The organism is Phyllobacterium sp. 628 (assembly GCF_014189505.1).
Taxonomy (GTDB): Bacteria; Pseudomonadota; Alphaproteobacteria; order Rhizobiales; family Rhizobiaceae; genus Phyllobacterium.
In genome coordinates, this window is the sequence record NZ_CP050300.1 from 288191 (window position 1) to 308784 (window position 20594).

Below are 20594 nucleotides of genomic sequence, written 5' to 3' on the forward strand. Positions count from 1 at the left end.
AAGCCTTCGTGAGCTCGCCGGATAAGCATGCACGATCTTGAATCAGCCTTGCCAACCATGAGCAACGGGACAGGCAGTCTCGAGGCCTTGGCACGGCTTGTCTCGCAGGTCACCCAGTCCGCCATGCCTGTCGCTGTGGGCGGCTACGTCAACGAGGTTTCCCGTTCAGCCATCGGTGTACGTGGCATTTCCGAACGCGCGCAGCTCGGCGATATGGTCACCATCCGCAGCGACAACAAGCTCTATCCCGCCGAAGTGGTGCGGATCGAGCAGACACGGGTACTGGTCAAACCTTTCGATGACCGTGTCATGCCGTCGCTCGGAACCGCTGTTTTTCCGGAAGGTCCGTTTCGCATTGCCCCGGCTCCTGACTGGAAGGGCAGGGTGATCAATGCGCTCGGACAGCCGCTGGATGACAAGGGTCTGCTGACCGCCGGGGCCGATCCGAGACCGGTCGATTGTCCGGCGCCGCTCGCCATGAACCGCAGCCGCGTCGAGATAGGGCTCAGAACCGGCGTCAATGTTGTCGATGTGTTTGCTCCGATGTGCTTTGGCCAGCGTATGGGTGTGTTTGCCGGTTCTGGCGTCGGAAAATCCACGCTTCTGGCGATGATGACGAAGGCGACGGATTTCGACACCGTTGTGCTGGCGCTGACCGGCGAACGCGGCCGCGAGGTGCGCGACATGCTCGAAGACACCATGGCCGGCAAACTCGGCAAGACCATCACTGTGGTTGCCACAGGCGACGAAAGCCCGATGATGCGCCGACTTGCGCCCAACACGGCAACAGCCATTGCCGAATATTTCCGCGATCTTGGTGACAATGTTCTGCTGATCGTCGATTCCATCACCCGTTTTGCCCATGCTGCCCGCGAGATCGCCATTGCGGCAGGTGAGCCGCCAGTGTCACGCGGCTATCCACCCAGCGTGTTCAGCCAGTTGCCGCGCCTGCTCGAGCGGGCCGGGCCGGGCACGTTGAACGGCGGAACGATCACCGGCATCTATGCTGTGCTTGTCGATGGCGACGATCACAATGACCCGATCTCCGATGCAATTCGCGGCACGCTGGACGGGCATATCGTGCTTGATCGCGCCATTGCTGCACAGGGCCGTTTTCCGGCGATGGATATTCTCGGCTCCATTTCGCGTCTGGCGCAGCACAACTGGTCCGTGGATCAGGCAAAGCTTGCCACCAGTCTGCGCGGCCTGATTGCCCGCTTTGAAGAAACGCGCGACCTGCGGATGATCGGTGCCTATCAGGAGGGCAGCGATCCCTATCTCGATCAGGCGGTCAATCTGGTTCCGCGCATCTACGATGCCATGCAGCAAACACCGGCTTCGCCGCTCTCGCATGATCCCTATAGTGATCTTGCATCGGCGCTTCGGCCAAAGGAGGGGTCATGACAAAACCGAAAACCACGGGCACTCCTCCACAAGGCGAGGAAGCGATTGATGCCAAGCCGCGCCGCCAGCGCGACAAACGGTTCGATGGATATATCAAGGGCGCGGGCTTTGTTCTTGCAACGATCTGCGCCATCCTGCCTTTCGTCATGTACTACGACATTCTGGAAGCGCGGCCAAAGCCTGAAACAACGGGCAAAACCGTTCGCGATCCGCTCAATCGCGCAAACCAGAAGGTGGTGCGCAAGAACAATGGTGTTGAAGTTTCCCAGTCCAAAACACGTGACGGCGAACTTGACCCGATGACCACAGCCACCACCTCGGCGCTCACGGGTGACAGACTGGCCGGTATCGATGCCGCCAGCAAACAACCTTATCCGGCCAAACCGGTTTTCCTGCTGCGCGAAGTCGTCGGCGGACTGGTGATGATCGAAGACGATACGGGCTACTGGTTTGTCGAAAAAGGCTCGCCTCTGCCCGATGGCAGCACGCTGGTGGCAATCGAGCGCGGCAGCAACAGCGGTTCCTGGCACATCAAGACATCCGATGGCGATGTGATCAACCGGACGAACTGAAACCGCCCAAATGACTTGTCATTCTTACATAAGTTCCCAAGCTGACCGCGCCACAAGTCTCACGCAAGTTTGACAGCCTAGATTGCCCCTAGTTGATCGGTTGGGATGCGGGGCATAACATGCAGGAAATTCATCTGTTCGAATTGGCGTCGCGTCAGGCTGAGTGGCTGTCTGTCCGGCAGGCTACGATTTCCGGCAATGTCGCCAATGCCAATACGCCCGGCTTCAAGGCGCGGGATGTCGAGCCATTCAAGGATGTGCTGGAGCAAACCCAGCTGACAATGACCGCCACCAATTCAAAGCATCTGGAAATCAATGCGTCGGGTATTGCCGCAACGGCGCTGCGCAAGGACGAGGTCACCGAACAGAACCATTCCAAAAACACGGTCAGTCTCGAATCGGAAATGGTCAAGTCCGGCGAGATCAACCGGGAATTCGCGCTCAACACCAGCATCGTCAAAGCATTTCATCGCATGATGCTGTCTGCGGTAAAGGCCTGAACAGATGTCAGATCCACTACAAGCGGCCCTCAAGGTTGCGGCTTCCGGTCTCTCCGCCCAGTCAACGCGGCTGCGCATCGTCTCCGAAAACCTCGCCAATGCCCAATCAACCGGCAAGACATCCGGCAGCGATCCCTATCGGCGCAAAACCGTATCCTTTGCGACGGAACTTGATCGCAGCACCGGGGTCGAGACTGTGCGCATCGCTGAAGTGGGCCACGACGTCTCCAATTTTACCGAAGAATACGACCCAAGCCATCCGGCTGCCGATGCCAAGGGCATGGTCAAATATCCCAATGTCAACATGGTCGTCGAAATGGCGGACATGCGCGAAGCCAACCGCTCCTATGAAGCCAATCTCCAGGTGGTCAAGCAAGCACGCGAGCTGATTGCAATGACCGTCGATCTCTTGAGGAATTCCTGATGATAGACCAGCTACTCAGTGTTTCCACCCGCAACGCCCTTTCCAAGTTGTCGGAAACTGTCAACCAGACCGCAACCTCGGGCGCCACATCGCCTGCTGCCACAGCCGGCCAGCCTTCGTTCGACAATGTCCTGTCGCAGCTCACCGGCAAGCTGGAAAGCGCCGAAGCTGTCTCCCTCAAGAGCATGACAGGCGACGTACCCACACGCGATGTGGTGAACGCGGTTATGGACGCGGAAAAGTCGCTGCAAACGGCCATCGCCATCCGCGACAAGATCGTCCAGGCCTATCTCGAAATCAGCCGTATGCCGATTTAAGGAATCAGAATGAAAGCGCTCACCATCGCTGCCACCGGTATGAATGCCCAGCAGCTCAATCTGGAAGTGATTGCCAACAACATCGCCAATATCAACACGACCGGGTTCAAGCGCGCCAAAGCTGAGTTCTCGGATTTGCTGTATCAGGCAGAACGTACTGCCGGTGTGCCGAATATGGCGAACCAGAGCATCATTCCGGAAGGAGCGATGGTCGGGCTGGGCGTCCAGACATCCGCCGTGCGCAACCTGCATATCCAGGGTGGCCTCAACCAGACGGGCAACCCGTTTGACGTGGCTTTGACCGGGCGCGGCTGGTTCCAGATCCAGAACACAGCCGGTGAAACGCTCTATACCCGCGCCGGTGCGTTCAACACCAATGCCACCGGACAGCTTGTCACGCTGGATGGCAATCAGGTCGAGCCCAACATCGTCGTTCCCACCGGGGCAGTCGAGGTCAAGATCAACGATTCCGGTCAGGTTTTCGCCAAGATGGCGGACCAGACCCAACTGGTTAATCTCGGTCAGTTGCAGATTGCCAACTTCGCCAACGAAGCAGGTCTCGAACCGCTCGGTGACAATCTCTACAAGCAGACCGAAGCCTCCGGCGATCCTGTTGTGGGCGTTCCCGGCGATCCGGGTTTTGCTACGCTCAAACAGGGCTGGCTGGAAAGTTCAAACGTTGATCCGGTCAAGGAAATCACCGACCTGATCACCGCACAGCGTGCATATGAAATGAACTCCAAAGTCATTCAGGCTGCCGACGATATGGCGTCTGTCGTATCGAAGAACCTGCGCTGAGGATGATCATGAGTGCGGCAAAGCCTATCAGGAACTGGATCATTCGCGTACTGGCGGCAAGCTTGTATGCGTTGATCTTTTCCGTTGCCGCTCATGCCGAGCGCATCGCCTTTCTCGTGCCCTCGCAAATCATCTATCCCGGCCAGACCATCGGCAATACGGGCTTGCAGGAAAAGTATTTCACCATCCGCGCCAGTGCCGCAGGCCAATATGTTCTGTCTGCCGAACAGTTGGTCGGCAAGGTGTCGCGCCGGACATTGCTGCCGGGCCAGCCCATTCTTCTGACAGCTGTCAACGAGCCTGACATGATCCAGCGCGGTGTTCCCGCAGTTCTGATTTACGACACGGGCTCACTGGTCATTACCGCACGTGGTACTCCGCTCGAAGCGGGGCGCGTCGGCGATTTCATCAAGGTACGCAATATCGACAGCGGCATCACCGTTTCAGGCACCATCCTTGCTGATGGGCGTATTCAGGTGGGCCTGCAATGATGCGGCGTCTCGCAATAGCCCTGCTTGTGCTCTTCTCAACGTCCGCATTGCATGCGGGCGAAGCCAATCCCAATGCCAAAACCTACAAGACACCGGGTCAGGCACAGGCGGCGTTTCAAAGAGAAGTTGACGACGGACGATGGGGTGGTCCGCCCTCGCAATTCGGTGATGGTGGGGTCATTGTCCGGTTGAAGGATATTGCTGCCATTCAAGGCGTGCGCGAAAACCAGCTCGTAGGCTATGGTCTGGTCATTGGCTTGAACAGTACAGGTGACAGCCTGCGCAACGCGCCTTTCACCGAGCAATCCATGCGCGCCATGCTGGACAATCTGGGTATCAGTCCGCCAGCCGGTGCCTCGCGTTCAAAAAATATCGCAGCTGTTATCGTCACTGCCAATCTGCCGCCTTTTGCCGGGCGCGGATCACGTATTGACGTCACGGTCTCCTCGCTCGGCGATGCCACGTCACTGGCGGGCGGTACGCTGGTCATGACACCCCTGACCGGTGCGGATACCCAGGTCTACGCGGTGGCGCAGGGCAATCTCGTCGTCTCCGGTTATACTGCCTCGGGGCAGGCAGCAACGGTTACAAATGGCATCCCGACGAGCGGGCGCGTTCCCAACGGCGCACTGGTCGAACGGGAAGTCGCCGGCAGTTTTGGTCAGGATGCCGAGTTGATCGTCGAGCTGCGTGACCCCGACTTCACCACCGCCGTTCGCATCACCGATACGATCAATGCCTTCGCCAAGCGTCGCTACAGCGAGCCGGTTGCCAAGGAACGCGATGCCAAGTCGATCCGCCTGCGCAAACCAAAGAACATTACCGCAGCGCGTTTCCTCGCCGAGATCGAAGGCCTGCCAGTCCCAACGGACGAGGTGGCACGCGTGGTGGTCGATGAGCGCACCGGTACGGTGGTGATTGGCGAGAAGGTTCGGATTTCGCGGGTTGCGATCAGCCATGGCACTCTTTCGGTGCGCGTCACCGAGACACCGACTGTGATACAGCCCGAGCCATTCAGCGACGGCGTCACTGCGGTAGAGCCCAACACGAATATTCAGGTTCAGCAGACCTCGAAAATCGGCGTTCTCGGCGGGACCGATCTGGAAAGCCTCGTCAAGGGCCTCAACCAGATCGGCGTCAAACCCCAGGGCATCATTGCCATCCTTCAGGGTATCAAATCGGCCGGTGCATTGCATGCGGAGCTGGTGGTTCAATGAGAGCTGCAACGACACGGTCCCGCATATTGTCTGGTCTAGCCGGTCTGGCACTGGTGACGCTGGTGCCTTTGCCGCAAGCATTGGCGCAGGACGCAGCACCGACACCCGATAATGCGCAGGAAATCGACCGCTACTGCACCAATATCAGCGACAAGGCCGCCGACGCCCGCCATGCCATGCAGACACGCGAGCTCGAACAGCTGCGTTCCGACATCGACAGCCGTATCGAGGAACTGGAAGACAAGCGTAAGGAATACGAAGTCTGGCTGAAACGCCGGGATGATTTTGCTGAAAAAGCCAAGGACTCGCTCGTTGAAATCATCTCGAAGATGCGGCCGGACGCTGCCGCTGCACAAATGGCGCTGATGGGCGATGAAGCTGCTGCTGCCTTGCTGTTGAAGCTCAATCCGCGTGTGTCCAGCGTTATTCTGAATGAAATGCCGGCGGAAAAATCCTCGCGGCTTGCCCGCGTGGTCATTGGGTCCGGTGCCATTAAAACCAAAGAAAGAACCGCGCAATGAGAACAGCGGCATCCTTGCTTGTCATCGCCAGCGCTGTTGCCCTCTCGGGTTGCGCCGATAATTTTCGCGATCTCAACCGCGCGCCGCAGATGTCGCCGGTGGGCGCAGGCGTCGGACAAAGTTTCAGCGTGAATGATCCGTCTTATTACCCGACCCAGCCCCAGCCAAAGCGTTACTCCCTTTGGCAGGACCGCTCGGCCGGTTTCTTTCGCGATCCGCGCGCAACCAATCCGGGTGATGTACTGACTGTCAGTATCGTGATCGATGAAAAGGCAACGCTGGATAATAAAAATAGCCGCTCTCGCGTCGGCGCCTCAATCTATGGCGGCAAGGCGGATGTCAGTGGCAGCGGCTTTGAGGCAGGCAATGTCGGCGGTAATCTTAATCTGAAATCCGACAGCAGCACCAAAGGTGAAGGCAAGATCGAACGGTCAGAAAAGATCGTGCTAAAGGTGGCGGCAATCGTCACCAATATTCTGCCCAACGGCAATCTGGTGATCCGCGGCTCACAGGAGGTACGCGTCAATTACGAGCTGCGTGTGCTCAACGTGGCCGGGGTTGTGCGTCCGCGCGACATTACCGGTGAAAACATCATTTCCTACGACAAGATCGCTGAAGCGCGTATCTCCTATGGCGGTCGCGGCCGTCAAAGCGAAACCCAGCAGCCAGCCTGGAGCCAGCAGGTTCTTGATACCGTGGCGCCGATCTGACGATCATGAGCACACTGGCCGAAGATACGCGACCCCAACCAAAAGCGCCATCCAGCGCGGCTTTGATCGCGGTTGTCGTTGTGCTGACGCTGATTGCAGCGGCGGGCGGCTGGTTTCTCGGAATGCAGCTTGGCCTCAACACACCAGCAGGCGCTCCGGCCGGTGACAAAGCTGCCGGCAAGAGCGAAACCATGCCATCGGGCACTGTGGTGGCGCTGAAACCGATCCTCACCAACGTCAAGCTTCCACAGGATGTCTGGATCAGGCTGGAGGCGGGTGTCGTCGCCAAACCGGGCGAAAAAATATCCGACGAAATGGCGGCGACTGTTGCCGGTGATTTCATGGCCTTCCTGCGTACGGTCAATCTGATGCAGTTGCGCGGTGCCGCCGGACTTGAATATCTGCGCATGGATCTGCAGGAGAGGGCGCGCATGCGCTCCGAAGGCAAGATCGAAAAAGTCTATATCTGGGCATTGGTGATGGAATGAAACTGCGCCTTCTGACACCTCTGTTTCTGCTGGCTCTCGGCGGAACGGCCATGGCCCAGACCCCGTCGCTGCTTGACGGTCTGATTCCGCAAGGCAGTGCCTCGACCAGCGGCCAGATCATCCAGATGCTGGCTGTGCTGACCGTGCTGTCGATTGCACCCGGCATCCTGATCATGGCAACGAGCTTCACCCGTTTCGCCATCGCCTTTTCGATGTTGCGCGCCGGTCTTGGGCTGCAGACAACGCCAGCCAATCTGGTCATGATCAGTCTTGCCCTGTTCATGACATTCTATGTCATGGCGCCTGTCTTCGACCGCGCCTGGCAGAACGGCGTACAACCGCTGGTGAACAACCAGATCACCCAGGACGTCGCAATCCGGGAAATCACCACGCCCTTCCGCGAGTTCATGCTGAGGCAGGTGCGCGACAAGGATTTGCGCCTGTTCGAAGATCTGGCGGATGAGTCCTTCCGCACCAAGGCCAACGAAGTGGTGGACATGCGCATTCTCGTGCCCGCCTTCATGATCTCCGAACTGCGCCGCGGTTTCGAAATCGGTTTCCTGATCGTCCTGCCGTTTCTGGTCATCGACCTGATCGTCGCGACGCTGACCATGTCCATGGGCATGATGATGCTGCCGCCAACCGTGCTGTCGCTGCCATTCAAGATTCTGTTCTTCGTGCTGATCGACGGCTGGAATATTCTGGTCGGCAGTCTGATCCGGTCTTTTTCTTAGGTCCTCACAAGCACGCAGCCATTCAACGCCGATTGGGCGACCTGTAAATGGTCGATGGCGATGGTCTGCGACCCGTGGCAAAACAGCAAGATCGGTCGAGCGCGGCACGTCTGCCTGCGCTAGTCTGGTGCTGCCACGGAGGATAAACGATGAAGGCAGCGCTTCAAAACTACCATGCCCGGATGCAGCGGGTGCTGGATCACATAGACCGGCATCTGGACGATGATCTGGACCTGGACACGCTGAGCACCATCGCAGCCTATTCGAAATATCATTTCCACCGGCAGTTCACGGCGACCTTCGGGTTGTCCATGCATAGCTATATCCAGCTTGCCCGCATGAAACGTGCTTCCTACCGGCTAGCCTACAGGGATGCCCAGAGCGTCACTGATATAGCAATGGATGCCGGCTACGATGCACCGGACGCCTTCGCCCGCGCGTTTCGACAACGGTTCGGGCAATCGCCTTCGTCGTTCCGGAAGTCTCCCGGCTGGGAGCCGTGGCTTGCGGCCTTCGGGCCTCTCGACAACGCAAGGAGCAAGCTGATGCAGAAGACTTTTACCACTGACGACGTGACGATTCGCAATGTGCCCTCTACGCCGGTGGCGATCATCGAGCATCGGCGCGACCCGGCGACGCTTGGCGCCACCATCCAGCGGTTCATCGCGTTTCGCAAGGCTGCTGGCCTGCACCCCAAAACAAGTCCGACCTTCAATGTCTGGCGTTCCGAGCGGCGCCCTGCGTCGCCTGCCGATTACAGCGTGGATCTTTGTGTTGGGACCGGCCAACCGATGCAGGTGGATGGCGAGCAGATCAAGCCGGGCGAAATTCCTGGCGGACGCTGCGCGGTGCTGCGCATCGTTGGCAACACCGACAATCTGGAACCCGCCGCGCTCTACCTCTATCGCGACTGGCTTCCGGCCAGTGGTGAGGAAGCATGCGACTTCCCGATCTATTGCCAGCGGCTGAGCCTCTTCCCGGAGGTGGCGGAGCATGAGGCGGTTGCGGAACTGTTTTTGCCGCTGAAATAGCCCCTTCTGACGGCTGCCTGTCGCTTCCAATCTCTTGGAAATGGACGGGCCGTTACCCGCCCTATCGCGATCTTTATGGGTTTACGGCCTGACCGAGCGGCGCCTAAGACTAAAGCTCAATTGAAGCCATTGAATTTCTGGCTTACTTTTAAAACCATAACAGGTAGCAGCGGCGGTTACGTCTGGGCTACAGGCATCATGCCGGTCTGTTATGTCGGTGCAGTCCGACATGTATTTCGAAAATACCTTTTTAGCTCAGGATTTTTCATGTCAAGTATTCTTACGAACGCGTCAGCGATGACTGCGTTGCAGACACTTATCGCGACCGGCAAAAGTCTCGCAACGACCCAGGATCGCATCGCTACAGGCCAGCGCGTTGCAACCGCTTCCGACAATGCTGCATACTGGTCAATCGCGACCGGCATGCGTTCACAGAACTCTGCTCTCAATGCCGTTAAGGACGGTCTTGGCCTGGGTGCATCGATCGTCGATACAGCCTACACGTCGTTGACCAAGGCAATCGATCTCGCCCAGAAAATTCAGGCGAAATATGTAGCCAAAGAAACACCCGGTACCGACGGCGCAATTATCGACGCGGACATTGCACAGTTCAAGGCTCAGATCGTTGAAATGGCCCAAGGTGCAACATTTCAGGGCGTCAATCTGCTAGAGACCGGTGCCACCGCCCAAAATATCGTTACGGGTTATACGGCAGGCAAAGGAGGCGCTACGCCAAAGGAAGGCGCAGTGAGCACGATGACCGTTTCCGCCTATGATCTTGAAGCGGCACTTGCAAGTGCAACCACTTCGGGCGCTGTCGGCACGGCAATTGACGCAATGAAGGCGGCGGCCGCCAGTTTGGGTACAGCCAAGGCGCGCATTGACACACAGATAGACTTCACAAGCTTACTCACCGACGCCATTGATCGCGGCATCGGCACGCTGGTTGATGCGGATATGAACAAGGAAGCAGCACGCTTGTCATCTTTGCAGGTTCAGCAGCAGCTTGGCGTGCAGGCACTGCAGATCGCCAACTCAAGCAACCAGAGCATTGCACAATTGTTCCGCAACTAAAGCCAGCTATCCTTCCGGCTTATCTTCGGCAAGGCCACACCTCGCGTGTGGCCTTTTGCTTGATTTGAACCCGGCCTATGCCGACGAAGAGGCTCACAATTAGCCTATTTTTGGCGAACCATCTTCAAGCTTTGGTTGCCATACAGAGAGCGATTTGGCACGCTCTCAACCATAACGTGAAAATTATTCCAAGACGTTATTGAAACTGTAACACTTTAGTCGTACTCATAGCCCTCATAACAGGTAGCCGCTTCGGTTACAGGCATCATGCCGCTCTGTTAGGTCGGCTTCGATCCGACATGTCCCCATCACATGTATCTTTTATAGGGGCTTTCCCATGGCCAGCATTCTTACCAACGCGTCAGCAATGACAGCGCTGCAGACACTTACCGTTACCAACAAGAACCTTGCAACGACTCAAAACCGTATTGCTACGGGTCTGAAGATTGGCGAAGCTTCTGACAACGCCGCTTATTGGTCGATCGCGACAACCATGCGTTCGGACAACGGTGCAAACTCCGTCATTCAGGACGCTCTTGGTCTTGGTAGCGCGAAAATCGATACGGCTTATTCGGCGATGAACAAAGCGATTGATTCTGTTAACACAATCAAGCAGCTCGTTTTGGCTTCGAAGAACGCCAGTGCGGAAGACCGCGCCAAGAACCAGTTGCTGATCAATTCAGCTATTGGCGCTCTGAAGGAAAATGCAGGCGCTTCTTATGCCGGCTCCAACCTTCTTTCCACCGACCAGGCTGCCGACGCTGCTCCTGCAACAGCCAATTTCAGCACGATCGCTTCCTACGCCCGTGATTCGACAGGCAAGGTAACGACCGGTTCGATCGACGTTGCTCTGGCAAACACCCGCCTGATCGATCTTGGCGGTGCTACACCTGCAGCCAAGACCGGCATTCTCGACAAGCAGTTTGCTGTCACCAACGCCGCTACTGCACCTGTCACAACACAGGTTTCGATCCTCACGATCGATGTTTCCGCAGCTGGTATCGACAACAAGGCACTTGATGACATCCTGACCGGTGTTGAAGCTGCTTCCAAGGGCCTCGCTTCCGGTGCTTCGCAGCTCGGTGCTGCCAAGACCCGTATCGCCAGCCAGACTTCTTTCATCAGCGCCCTTTCGGACGCCGTTGATCGCGGTATCGGTACACTTGTTGATGCTGACATGAACAAGGAATCGGCTCGTCTGTCGGCTCTGCAGGTTCAGCAGCAGCTCGGCGTTCAGGCGCTATCGATTGCCAATGCAAGCAACCAGAGCATTCAGCAGCTGTTCCGCGGCTAAGGATAACAATCCTTCTGAAGCGTTCTTTACATTGGCCACGCCTCGCGCGTGGCCTTTTTCTTTTCCGGCCTGAAAACTGCCTTCCCGGACGAGGCTCTAACTTCGCGCAAGCTTCGGCATCTATGGTTGTTCGACGCAAGCGTGGTGGGCATTAATGGAAAAGAATATCAGACAGTCTCTTGAGCAGTTTCTGGGCGCCATGAAAAAACTTGGTGCAAGGCGGCTCATAGGGCTCGCCGTTATCGGCGTTACGCTGTTCAGCGCCATTCTTGTTTCCAGCATGTACCTCAATCGCCCGCAATATGAGACGCTTTACGTTGGCCTCAGCCGCGATGACGTCAACCGCATGGGTATGGCTCTCGGCGAGGCGGGCATTCCTTTCGACGTCAAGTCCGATGGCACCTCGGTTCTCGTGCCATTCGGCAAAGCGGATCAGGCGCGCATGTATCTGGCTGAAAAGGGCCTCCCCACCAGCAACAATGCCGGCTACGAACTCTTCGACAATATGGGCTCACTCGGCCTGACCTCTTTCATGCAGGAAATTACCCGCGTGCGGGCGCTGGAAGGCGAGATTTCCCGGACCATTCAGGCCATTCGGGGTATCAAGGCCGCCCGTGTCCATATCGTTCTGCCTGAGAAAGGCAGCTTTCGCCGCGGCGACCAGCAGCCTTCCGCATCCGTGGTCATTCGCACCGAGGGCGGCTTTTCGGTTGAATCCGCCCAGTCGATCCGCCAGCTTGTCGCCGCTGCCGTACCGCAGCTGACGCCATCCGAAGTGACAGTGCTCGACACCAATGGACGTTTGCTCGCATCGAAAGATGATGGTTCAAGTGCCGGTGCCGTCATGTCGGCAACCCTTGAACAGAATGTATCCAATTCTGTTGACGAGAGTATTCGCAAGGCGCTGGCCCCCTATCTTGGAATGGGCCATTTCCAGACAAGCGTTCAAGTTGCGCTTGATACGGACAAGCGTCAGACCAACGAGACCGTGTTTGATCCCGAATCCCGGGTCGAGCGCTCTGTGCGGGTTGTGCGCGAGAGCGGCGATTCCAAAAACTCGAAGAGCGACACGGCAACAGGCGTTGAACAGAATATTCCGCAGGAAGAGATTCAGAGCAAGAATGGCGACAGCTCAACGGAAAAGACCGACAAGCGCGAGGAACTCACCAATTACGAGATGAACTCGAAGACGGTCTCCACCGTCAGTGACAGCTATCAGATCAAGCGTCTGTCGATTGCCGTTGTCATCGATCAGGCACGATTGCTGGCAACAGCCGGGGTCACTCCGGTGCCGGATAAATTCGTTGAGCAGCAGATTGCCAAGATTCAGGAGCTGGTCGCCACTGCAGCGGGCCTGGATCAGAAGCGCGGTGACGTCATCACCGTAACGGCTCTGAACTTTATGGAAGCGACCGACGACCAGTTGCAGCCAGCGGCAACACCGTTGTCCGAGACGATTTTCCGGCAGGCTGGCAGCTTCGTCAATGCCGCCGCCCTGATCGCTGCGGTTGGTCTTATCCTCTGGTTCGGCGTGCGCCCGCTGATGCGTGAAATGGCCAAGCCGCAGGACGCGTTGCAGCTGGTTGCCGGGACAGATGTGGCTGTCCCCAACTTCACCAGCGCGGCGAACGCGCAGCCAACCCTGTCGGCAAATTCCGAACAGAGCTTGCCCTATGACGATCTAAGCGAACTCAGGCGCCGTATGCGTGTGCCCGCACAAAATCGTCTGGAACAAATGATTGAAATGGATGAAGAGCGGGTTGCCGCGATCCTGAAACAATGGGTCCACGAGGCAGCTTGATATGGCAGCGCGATCCATTGCCAGCATGCTGACTGACTTCACGCCCAAAATCGTGCCGGACGACCGGATAACTGTTTTTGCCGCCGCCACGCGCGAGCGCGCTGAACCGTTTGGTGCTGATGACGCGCCGGAAGATGTCGTTGAGTTGATCGATGTCGAACTCAAGATCAAGGAAGCTTTCGAATTTGGCCGTGCCGAAGGGCAATCTGAAGCCTCCGTGTTGTTCGAGGCGGAAAAGTTGCGGCTTGAACGCGATTTTCAGGAAAAATTGGCTCAAGCCGAGGCTGATTTCATTCAGCGTATGGGCATCCGCATGTTCGAACAGTTGGAGGAGGGGCTTTCCGGCATTTCCGCCGGTCTTTCCAGCAGTCTTGCGACGGTCCTTGCTCCTCTGGTTGAAAACAATTTGCGTGATCGTGCCGTTGCCGGCTTTGTGGCTGAAGTGGAGCGTTTGACCAAAGGGCTCGAAGCCGTGATGATCGAGATATCCGGGCCCCCACATCTGCTCGATGTTTTGCGCAAACAACCGGAAATTGACCCCATACGTTTCACATTCAATGAGGCCGAGCAGTCGGAACTGTCGATGAAACTCGATGACGTGGTTGTTGAAACACGGCTTGGCCGGTTGATTGAAGCGGTGAAGGATACAACCCGATGAACATTGATCCGGAAACCCGCCGTGAGATCATTATCGTCCGGCGTAACCGCAATGACGGTGAAGATAGCCATCATGGCGGCGTCTGGAAGATTGCCTATGCCGACTTCATGACCGCCATGATGGCGTTCTTTCTGGTCATGTGGCTCATCAACGCTGCCAATGAGGAAACCAAAGCTGCGGTTGCAAGCTATTTCAACCCGGTCAAACTGATGGACAGGCAGTCACGGCCCAAAGGCATCGAGCAGACGGATGATCAGGAGGGCAAGGTTCGCTTCGAACGCCCGAACTCGACCGATGCCGAAACAAAGAGCGCCCGCAATGAACGGGCGGCGGAACCCAAACCGGAAACCGAAGAGCGGCAGATATTCAAGGATCCCTATGCAGTCCTTGCGGAGATCGCCACGGATTCCGGTGTATTGCAAAACCGTTCAGCCAAGGGCGACGGCGGTTCCAATACCGCCGGTCCCTCCACGGGCGCGGAAGGCGGTGATGCCTATCGCGATCCGTTCAATCCGAATTACTGGTCCACGCATGTAGAGGACGATCTCTTTCCGCTGACAGATAGCCCCGCGGTTCCGCCGCCGTCGCAGGAACAGCTGGAAAAGCGAGTGGCAGGTATTGAGGCAAAAGACGCGAGCCAGCCATCGCAGGGCGATGCAAAGGCAATGGATAAAGCCAATGCCAGGCAGCAGGCAGACCAGCAGAAGGTAGAAAACGCGGTACTCAAACCGGCTGATGTCCTTGCTGCCAATCCGGCAAAAGAGGCTGTAGCGACAGAGCCAAAACCCGATGCGGCACAGACCGCCTCAGCCCGCGAACTTGCTGCGGAAATTTCCAAGAAAACCGGTGGCACTGCTGCAGATGACAAAGCGCCCGATATAACGGTCGTTCCAACTGAAGACGGCGTGATGATCCAGCTGACGGACAAGGTCGATTACGGCATGTTTGCCATAGGCTCGGCCAAACCGGACAAGCGTGTCGTGCAGGTGCTTGCGGAGATCGGCAAGATCATCGCATCGCGCAAAGGTGGCATCATCATCAGCGGTCACACGGATGCGCGTCCGTTCAAGAGTGAGACCTATGACAATTGGCGGCTGTCGTCGGCGCGCGCTCACATGGCTTATTACATGCTCACCCGCGGCGGGCTCGATGCCAAGCGCATCCTGCGTGTGGAAGGCTATGCGGACCGCGATCCAAAGATCGTGTCTGATCCCTATGCGGCGCAGAACCGGCGCATCGATATCTTCCTGAAAACGGCCAAAAAATGATATTCGGCCGGTATTTCCGATGGCTTCTTGTTGGTTTTCTCGGCTTGCCTCTTGGCATAGCCCGGGCCGACATGCCGTCGCCGGAACCCTATCTGCTGGTCCGTTCCATGCGCATGCTGCAGGACCAGGTTGCATCCGGCAAACCGGAAGCATTGCCCATGCTCAACCGCGTTCTTGGCCATATTGCCGGACAGCTTGAGGCAGCCAAACCCGAGGTGTGGCAAAAACCCGCCAATGCCTATGCCATCCTCATCTATCTCCTGAATGGCGGCAATCCGCAGGTGGTGCGCGGCATTCTCACGACAACAAAGCTCGAGAATATCAGCCCAAAACTCGTCGCCGGTTCGCTGGCTTATGCGGACGGTGATTCCCTTGGAATTGTCGAAAATTTCAGCGAGCAATTACCGCCGGATGTTCCCAGCGAATTGATAGCGTCGATATCGCTGGTTACGGCGGCGCAGCTTGCGGCCATCGACGCACCCACCGCGCTGAAACGTCTCGACTATATCCGGCTGTCCGCCCCCGGTACTTTGCTCGAAGAAGCCGCGTTGCGCCGGGGTTTGATGATTGCAGCCCGTCTCAACGACAAGGAGAAGGTCAAACTTCTCGCCCGCAATTATCTGCAGCGGTTTGCCCTGTCGCCATATTCGGAAGACTTCTTTCGCCAGCTTGTCGATGCTGTGATGACCTTGAAAGCCAAAATCAGCAATGACGAGATCGAGGAAATGGCGACGCTTGCCTGGACCGGCGCTCGCTTGCCATTCTATCTGCGCATAGCACGTGGGGCTGTGGTCGGCGGCGATATGCAGCGCGCCCGTTTCATGTCTGAAAAAGCCGAAGCCCTGTCTCAATCACTCAAGACGGATGATACACAGGCAAGGCTTTATCTCGGGATCAGCAATGTCGGCACTGATAAGACCGACGATGCCATCAAAATGCTTTCGCAACTGCCAAAAGACCGCTTGCACGAGCGGGATCTCAAGCTTCTGGAAGCGGCAACGGCCATGGGGGAAAGATATTGGAACAGCCCTCTGCAACTGCGGTGCAAGCAATGCCAAACCCTGTCATCAAGGCTGGTTCGACGACACCCGCAAACGGCACGGCGAGAATCAGCGCCTCGCCAGCGACCGTGCCCGCCGATCCGATGATCGATGAGACGCGCAAGAAACTCGACGCCATAGACGCACTTCTGGGAAAGGCCAAGAAATGACCATCGGAGCCGATATGCCTTTCAAATCATTGCAGGATGCCATTACCCGCGAAACCGGCAAGGGTGGTCAGCGGTTGCCGGAAAAGAAGGGCGCAAAGGGCAAGGATGACGACGTTCTCGATTTCAAAGCGATGATGGAGACGAAAACACCACGCGCCTTGCCGGATACGTCTGAAATCGCCGCTGAGGATGATACGGCTCAACTGCCTGAAATCGGTGAAACCGACAAAAAGGACGAAAAGACAAGCAGCAGCGTATCCACGTCAGGATTGTTCGGCCAGAGCCTGCTCGCCTTCGAACAGCTCTTGCAGAAACAGCGCCAGACCAGTGACGATGAGGCCGACGGCAAAGACAAGCCGGCCCAGAACCATATCAAAGCCAAGGGCGCTTTGCCGCAGAATGAAGCAGCACTTGTGTCTGATGGGAAGGCCGATGAACAATTGATACCGGTTTCACCCAGGATCGAGCCAAAGCAACGGTCAGAGGCAACGGAAAAACCGGCTCCAATCGCTATAGAAAACAAGCCGCAACAGGCCAAGGCTGAACCTGTCCAGGCACCATCCGCCCAAGTGGAAACAGCGTCAGCAGACGCACCAAAGGCACGCAGCAATGCCAGAGAAGCGCTCGAGCAAGTGTCGCAGCCCCCGGCGGCCAACAACGCAGCCCCTGCCACGTCATCAACGCCGCAGGCTGAGACGCGGCTCAATACGGCCCCATCGGTAAACACCGCCGCGGCTCCGCAAAGCCCGCCACGCATAACCGACGTACAGATCATTTCCGATCAAAGCACCAGCGCTGCCAGAACGCTGGTGATTCAGTTGCAGCCGGTCGAGCTTGGAACAGTCACTGCCCGTCTGCGCCTGACCGGCGAAGGCATGCATATCCAACTGATGGCCGAGAACAAGGCCGCCGCAGAACATTTGGCCCGCGATCATGAAGCACTGGGCAAGGCGCTGCAGAGGGCAGGTGTCGCCGATGACACATCAGCCGTAACGATCACCATCGTGGATCGCAGCAGTGCAGGGGCTAACCTGCAATCCGGCCAGCAAAGCCTGACGGGTCAGGAGCAGCAAGCGGGTAACAGAACAGGCGGACAGGCCAATTCCGGTTCACAGGGAGCGCAAGGCGACCATTCATCCAGCCAACAATCTTTTGGAGACACCAGACCCGATGAGCGCGATGACAAGGCAGCCAAACCTGTTCCGGATCGCAATTTGTCTCGTGGTTTGGTGGTTTAGTTCTCTTCTTGCGGCGCAGGCAGCCTTTGCCGACAATCTTTGTGAACGCGAAATGCACCGTGCTTCGGCTAAATACGATATTCCAATCGGTATTCTCTATGCTGTCGGACTGACAGAAACCGGCCATAAAGAGTCGTTGCAACCCTACGCCATGAACATTGAAGGCAAGGCGGTTTTCATGCCCTCAGCGGCTGCGGCCGTTGTAAAATTCAATGAGGCACATGCACAAGGCGCAAAACTGATTGATCTGGGTTGTATGCAGATCAATCACTATTTTCACGCCAGCAAATTTCCTTCGGTGAGTGCAATGCTGGACCCGGCAACCAACGTCGATTACGCCGCGCGTTTTCTCAAAGAGCTTCGGGCGCGGGAAGGAAATTGGACCATGGCTGTGGCACGCTATCATGCCGGTCCCAATAATGACCCCGCGCAGAAACAATATGTTTGCCGGGTAATAGAAAATATGGTGGCATCCGGGTTCGGAAACTGGACGCAGAAGGCGCGAATGTTTTGCGATAAGTGAAGGCGTTAATGATCAGTAATAAAACGTGAATTTGTTCCAATGGTCATTTTTGGTTAAGGTATCGCTGGTAGAGATTTACGCGCATTGATTGCTCAACCTCCCACACCTCATCATCACGATTGCCCGCCGTTTCCGACTCCCAATTAATTGTGTTCAATTTGTTGGGAATTGTCGGCGAGTCGCCGACCCCGCTACTTGTGTGCGCAATGGGGTTTTTACTGATTCGGAAGGTGGGGTCGTGATCGTAGTCGTCGATGAACGAAGTCTGGTTACGAGTGGCTATACTGCGTGGTTCGCCCGAGAGGGCATTACAACAACAGGGTTCGCTCCCGATGATTTCGGCGACTGGGTCTCAACGGTCCAGCAGAGCGATATTATGGCAGTCGAGGCATTCCTGCTAGGGGAGTGCAGCAACCGCAACCAGTTTCCCCACAAGATTCGTGAGCGGTGCTCGGCGCCGGTTATCGCGGTCAATGATACCCAGTCGCTTGAGCACACGCTTGAACTGTTTCAGGCAGGGGTTGATGACGTTGTCCGCAAACCAATGCATGTTCGGGAAATTCTGGCGCGGATCAATGCCATCCGCCGCCGTTACGGCAATGGCGATTCTGGCACGCAGGTTGGTCCCATCCGGGTGTTTTCCGATGGCCGTGATCCGCAGGTCAATGGCCTCGAATTCTCGCTGCCCCGCCGCGAACGCCGCATCCTGGAATATTTGATTGCCAATCGCGGCCGCCGCCTCAACAAGGCTCAGATTTTCAGCGCGATCTACGGCATTTTTGACAGCGAAGTCGAGGAAAGCGTCGTGGAAAGCCACATCAGCAAATTGCGCAAGAAACTGCGTGAACAGCTTGGCCATGACCCGATCGATTCAAAGCGTTTCCTCGGCTACTGCATCAATCTCGATTGATAGACCGTGATTGCTCCGCGTTGGCGGGGTGGTCAAATCCGAAGACTTCTCGAAGCTTACGAAAGCGTCAGGTTCGCGCAAGCGTCGTCAGGGTACGATCTCGAACGGAATAACGGCGCAAGGAGACGGAAATGAGCCTCTATGGAATGATGCGGACGGGTGTGTCGGGCATGAACGGCCAGGCCAACCGCCTGTCGACAGTGTCGGATAATATCGCCAATGCCGGGACCACCGGCTACAAACGCGCCAGCACCCAGTTTTCCACCCTTGTGCTGCCAAGCTCCGGCGGCGGCTACAATTCGGGCGGCGTTGAAACGGTTGTTCGCCATCATATCTCCGAAGACGGTTCAATGCGCGGCACAACGTCATCAACCGATCTCGCACTCAAGGGCAATGGTTTCTTCGTTGTCAGCAATTCCGGCGGGACACCTTATCTGACCCGCGCCGGGTCGTTCGTTCCCGATGCGCAGGGCAATCTTGTCAATGCCGCCGGCTACTACCTGATGGGATACCCCATCACCAATGGCCAGACCAATCCGGTCATCAATAGTTTTCAGGGTCTGGAAAAGGTCAACATCGCCCAGCGCGACCAGATTGCCGACCCAAGCCGTGCAGGTACGTTCACTGCGAACCTGCCGGCCGGTGCAACGGTTATTCCAGCTGCGAACCTGCCCTCGGCCAATGCCGCCGGAGCACAATTCTCCAACAAGACATCGGTCCAGGCTTTCGACAACCTCGGAAACCCGGTTACGCTCGACCTTTATTTCAGCAAGACCGGCGTTGACGCGACAGGAAATCCGACATGGGAAGTGACGGCCTATAACAAGGCAGACGCGTCCGCGACAGGCGGCTTCCCCTATTCCAAGCCGGCATTGAAGTCGGAAACATACACATTCGACGCAACGAACGGCAAACTTATCTCCGCTGACAAGTCGCTGTCGGTTGCCATTCCGGGCGGTCAGACGCTTGAACTTGATCTGTCCGGCACCAAGCAGCTCGCCGGGGATTTCAACGTCAGCCAGATCAAGGTTGACGGCAATACACCAAGCCAGATCGAGAATGTCGATATCGGCCCCGATGGCACAGTGGTTGCCCTCTACAAGAACGGTGCCAAGCGTGAAATCTACAAAATCCCGCTGGCCGACGTTCCAAGCCCGGACAATCTTCTGGTTCTGTCAGGCAATGTGTTTTCGCCCAGCGCGGAATCCGGCGACGTCCAGATCGGCTTTCCCGGCAAGGGCAGCTTCGGCAGCCTCACATCCGGTGCGCTGGAAGATTCGAACGCCGACATGGCGCAAGAACTGACTGAAATGATTGAAGCTCAGAGAAGCTACACGGCCAATTCCAAGGTCTTCCAGACCGGTGCGGATTTGATGGACGTGTTGGTCAATCTGAAAAGATAAACCTCGAA

Annotated in this window: 23 protein-coding genes; all 23 read left to right on the forward strand. The window is 56.9% G+C overall.

The features are described from left to right. Positions 1 to 27: 27 nt before the first annotated feature. The 23 genes from fliI (at position 28) to HB779_RS01405 (ending at position 20586) form a co-directional block, all read left to right on the forward strand. Positions 28 to 1404 carry a flagellar protein export ATPase FliI gene (gene fliI / locus HB779_RS01295; RefSeq protein ID WP_188342294.1) on the forward strand — a complete coding sequence of 459 codons (1377 nt, stop codon included), beginning with the start codon at positions 28 to 30 and terminating at the stop codon, positions 1402 to 1404. Continuing rightward, positions 1401 to 1976 carry a hypothetical protein gene (locus HB779_RS01300; RefSeq protein WP_188342295.1) on the forward strand — a complete coding sequence of 192 codons (576 nt, stop codon included), beginning with the start codon at positions 1401 to 1403 and terminating at the stop codon, positions 1974 to 1976. Before fliI ends, HB779_RS01300 begins: the two co-directional genes overlap by 4 nt. A 119-nt stretch (positions 1977 to 2095) precedes the next feature. Beyond that, positions 2096 to 2476 (forward strand): flagellar basal body rod protein FlgB, encoded by a 381-nt coding sequence (gene flgB, locus HB779_RS01305; RefSeq protein WP_188342296.1) that lies wholly within the window; start codon positions 2096 to 2098, stop codon positions 2474 to 2476. Between the two features lie 4 nt (positions 2477 to 2480). Further along, complete coding sequence (gene flgC / locus HB779_RS01310; protein WP_188342297.1) at positions 2481 to 2900, forward strand: flagellar basal body rod protein FlgC; 420 nt, start codon at positions 2481 to 2483, stop codon at positions 2898 to 2900. Beyond that, complete coding sequence (locus HB779_RS01315; protein WP_188342298.1) at positions 2900 to 3217, forward strand: flagellar hook-basal body complex protein FliE; 318 nt, start codon at positions 2900 to 2902, stop codon at positions 3215 to 3217. Before flgC ends, HB779_RS01315 begins: the two co-directional genes overlap by 1 nt. A 9-nt stretch (positions 3218 to 3226) precedes the next feature. After that, positions 3227 to 4015 carry a flagellar basal-body rod protein FlgG gene (flgG, locus tag HB779_RS01320; protein ID WP_188342299.1) on the forward strand — a complete coding sequence of 263 codons (789 nt, stop codon included), beginning with the start codon at positions 3227 to 3229 and terminating at the stop codon, positions 4013 to 4015. Positions 4016 to 4023: 8 nt separating this feature from the next. Further along, positions 4024 to 4506, forward strand: coding sequence for a flagellar basal body P-ring formation chaperone FlgA (flgA, locus tag HB779_RS01325; protein WP_188342300.1), 483 nt, complete (start codon positions 4024 to 4026; stop codon positions 4504 to 4506). Then, entirely contained in the window at positions 4506 to 5723 is a 1218-nt protein-coding gene (locus HB779_RS01330) for a flagellar basal body P-ring protein FlgI (RefSeq protein ID WP_188342473.1), read from the forward strand. Before flgA ends, HB779_RS01330 begins: the two co-directional genes overlap by 1 nt. Next, positions 5720 to 6244 (forward strand): MotE family protein, encoded by a 525-nt coding sequence (locus HB779_RS01335; protein ID WP_188342301.1) that lies wholly within the window; start codon positions 5720 to 5722, stop codon positions 6242 to 6244. Before HB779_RS01330 ends, HB779_RS01335 begins: the two co-directional genes overlap by 4 nt. Further along, positions 6241 to 6954, forward strand: coding sequence for a flagellar basal body L-ring protein FlgH (flgH, locus tag HB779_RS01340; RefSeq protein WP_188342302.1), 714 nt, complete (start codon positions 6241 to 6243; stop codon positions 6952 to 6954). Before HB779_RS01335 ends, flgH begins: the two co-directional genes overlap by 4 nt. A gap of 5 nt (positions 6955 to 6959) precedes the next feature. Beyond that, the gene (gene fliL, locus HB779_RS01345; RefSeq protein ID WP_188342303.1) at positions 6960 to 7442 is read left to right on the forward strand and encodes a flagellar basal body-associated protein FliL; all 483 of its coding nucleotides are present in this window, start codon (positions 6960 to 6962) and stop codon (positions 7440 to 7442) included. Further along, complete coding sequence (gene fliP / locus HB779_RS01350) at positions 7439 to 8176, forward strand: flagellar type III secretion system pore protein FliP (protein WP_188342304.1); 738 nt, start codon at positions 7439 to 7441, stop codon at positions 8174 to 8176. The genes fliL and fliP overlap by 4 nt, the downstream gene beginning before the upstream one ends. 149 nt (positions 8177 to 8325) lie before the next feature. After that, positions 8326 to 9207 carry a GyrI-like domain-containing protein gene (locus tag HB779_RS01355; protein WP_188342305.1) on the forward strand — a complete coding sequence of 294 codons (882 nt, stop codon included), beginning with the start codon at positions 8326 to 8328 and terminating at the stop codon, positions 9205 to 9207. 267 nt (positions 9208 to 9474) lie between these two features. After that, the gene (locus tag HB779_RS01360; protein ID WP_188342306.1) at positions 9475 to 10281 is read left to right on the forward strand and encodes a flagellin; all 807 of its coding nucleotides are present in this window, start codon (positions 9475 to 9477) and stop codon (positions 10279 to 10281) included. A gap of 337 nt (positions 10282 to 10618) precedes the next feature. Further along, positions 10619 to 11575: a flagellin gene (locus tag HB779_RS01365; protein ID WP_188342307.1), complete on the forward strand. Its 957-nt coding sequence runs from the start codon at positions 10619 to 10621 to the stop codon at positions 11573 to 11575. 154 nt (positions 11576 to 11729) lie between these two features. After that, the gene (gene fliF, locus HB779_RS01370) at positions 11730 to 13376 is read left to right on the forward strand and encodes a flagellar basal-body MS-ring/collar protein FliF (protein ID WP_188342308.1); all 1647 of its coding nucleotides are present in this window, start codon (positions 11730 to 11732) and stop codon (positions 13374 to 13376) included. Between the two features lies 1 nt (position 13377). Further along, positions 13378 to 14034, forward strand: coding sequence for a hypothetical protein (locus HB779_RS01375; RefSeq protein ID WP_188342309.1), 657 nt, complete (start codon positions 13378 to 13380; stop codon positions 14032 to 14034). Next, positions 14031 to 15302, forward strand: a complete 1272-nt coding sequence (locus HB779_RS01380; protein ID WP_188342310.1) for a MotB family protein — start codon at positions 14031 to 14033, stop codon at positions 15300 to 15302. Before HB779_RS01375 ends, HB779_RS01380 begins: the two co-directional genes overlap by 4 nt. Then, a complete protein-coding gene (locus HB779_RS01385; protein WP_188342311.1) occupies positions 15299 to 16450 on the forward strand; it encodes a chemotaxis protein MotC in 1152 nt (383 codons plus the stop codon). Before HB779_RS01380 ends, HB779_RS01385 begins: the two co-directional genes overlap by 4 nt. Positions 16451 to 16508: 58 nt before the next feature. Next, complete coding sequence (locus HB779_RS01390; RefSeq protein WP_188342312.1) at positions 16509 to 17750, forward strand: flagellar hook-length control protein FliK; 1242 nt, start codon at positions 16509 to 16511, stop codon at positions 17748 to 17750. Positions 17751 to 17802: 52 nt separating this feature from the next. Then, positions 17803 to 18273, forward strand: a complete 471-nt coding sequence (locus HB779_RS01395) for a transglycosylase SLT domain-containing protein (protein ID WP_244642341.1) — start codon at positions 17803 to 17805, stop codon at positions 18271 to 18273. Between the two features lie 238 nt (positions 18274 to 18511). Further along, positions 18512 to 19183 carry a flagellar transcriptional regulator FtcR gene (gene ftcR / locus HB779_RS01400; RefSeq protein WP_188342314.1) on the forward strand — a complete coding sequence of 224 codons (672 nt, stop codon included), beginning with the start codon at positions 18512 to 18514 and terminating at the stop codon, positions 19181 to 19183. A gap of 131 nt (positions 19184 to 19314) precedes the next feature. Further along, positions 19315 to 20586: a flagellar hook protein FlgE gene (locus HB779_RS01405; RefSeq protein ID WP_188342315.1), complete on the forward strand. Its 1272-nt coding sequence runs from the start codon at positions 19315 to 19317 to the stop codon at positions 20584 to 20586. The last annotated feature ends 8 nt before the right edge of the window (positions 20587 to 20594 follow it).

Excerpts from the sequence above, each read along its gene's own strand:
- HB779_RS01395 (WP_244642341.1), top strand. The coding sequence starts at position 17,803 with ATGCACCGTGCTTCGGCTAAATACGATATTCCAATCGGTATTCTCTAT.
- HB779_RS01375 (WP_188342309.1), top strand. The coding sequence starts at position 13,378 with ATGGCAGCGCGATCCATTGCCAGCATGCTGACTGACTTCACGCCCAAA.
- HB779_RS01300 (WP_188342295.1), top strand. The coding sequence starts at position 1,401 with ATGACAAAACCGAAAACCACGGGCACTCCTCCACAAGGCGAGGAAGCG.
- flgG (WP_188342299.1), top strand. The coding sequence starts at position 3,227 with ATGAAAGCGCTCACCATCGCTGCCACCGGTATGAATGCCCAGCAGCTC.
- HB779_RS01365 (WP_188342307.1), top strand. The coding sequence starts at position 10,619 with ATGGCCAGCATTCTTACCAACGCGTCAGCAATGACAGCGCTGCAGACA.
- HB779_RS01380 (WP_188342310.1), top strand. The coding sequence starts at position 14,031 with ATGAACATTGATCCGGAAACCCGCCGTGAGATCATTATCGTCCGGCGT.
- fliL (WP_188342303.1), top strand. The coding sequence starts at position 6,960 with ATGAGCACACTGGCCGAAGATACGCGACCCCAACCAAAAGCGCCATCC.
- HB779_RS01335 (WP_188342301.1), top strand. The coding sequence starts at position 5,720 with ATGAGAGCTGCAACGACACGGTCCCGCATATTGTCTGGTCTAGCCGGT.
- HB779_RS01385 (WP_188342311.1), top strand. The coding sequence starts at position 15,299 with ATGATATTCGGCCGGTATTTCCGATGGCTTCTTGTTGGTTTTCTCGGC.
- HB779_RS01390 (WP_188342312.1), top strand. The coding sequence starts at position 16,509 with ATGACCATCGGAGCCGATATGCCTTTCAAATCATTGCAGGATGCCATT.
- HB779_RS01405 (WP_188342315.1), top strand. The coding sequence starts at position 19,315 with ATGAGCCTCTATGGAATGATGCGGACGGGTGTGTCGGGCATGAACGGC.
- HB779_RS01360 (WP_188342306.1), top strand. The coding sequence starts at position 9,475 with ATGTCAAGTATTCTTACGAACGCGTCAGCGATGACTGCGTTGCAGACA.
- HB779_RS01315 (WP_188342298.1), top strand. The coding sequence starts at position 2,900 with ATGATAGACCAGCTACTCAGTGTTTCCACCCGCAACGCCCTTTCCAAG.
- fliP (WP_188342304.1), top strand. The coding sequence starts at position 7,439 with ATGAAACTGCGCCTTCTGACACCTCTGTTTCTGCTGGCTCTCGGCGGA.
- flgB (WP_188342296.1), top strand. The coding sequence starts at position 2,096 with ATGCAGGAAATTCATCTGTTCGAATTGGCGTCGCGTCAGGCTGAGTGG.
- HB779_RS01355 (WP_188342305.1), top strand. The coding sequence starts at position 8,326 with ATGAAGGCAGCGCTTCAAAACTACCATGCCCGGATGCAGCGGGTGCTG.
- fliF (WP_188342308.1), top strand. The coding sequence starts at position 11,730 with ATGGAAAAGAATATCAGACAGTCTCTTGAGCAGTTTCTGGGCGCCATG.
- flgA (WP_188342300.1), top strand. The coding sequence starts at position 4,024 with ATGAGTGCGGCAAAGCCTATCAGGAACTGGATCATTCGCGTACTGGCG.
- flgC (WP_188342297.1), top strand. The coding sequence starts at position 2,481 with ATGTCAGATCCACTACAAGCGGCCCTCAAGGTTGCGGCTTCCGGTCTC.
- HB779_RS01330 (WP_188342473.1), top strand. The coding sequence starts at position 4,506 with ATGCGGCGTCTCGCAATAGCCCTGCTTGTGCTCTTCTCAACGTCCGCA.
- fliI (WP_188342294.1), top strand. The coding sequence starts at position 28 with ATGCACGATCTTGAATCAGCCTTGCCAACCATGAGCAACGGGACAGGC.
- flgH (WP_188342302.1), top strand. The coding sequence starts at position 6,241 with ATGAGAACAGCGGCATCCTTGCTTGTCATCGCCAGCGCTGTTGCCCTC.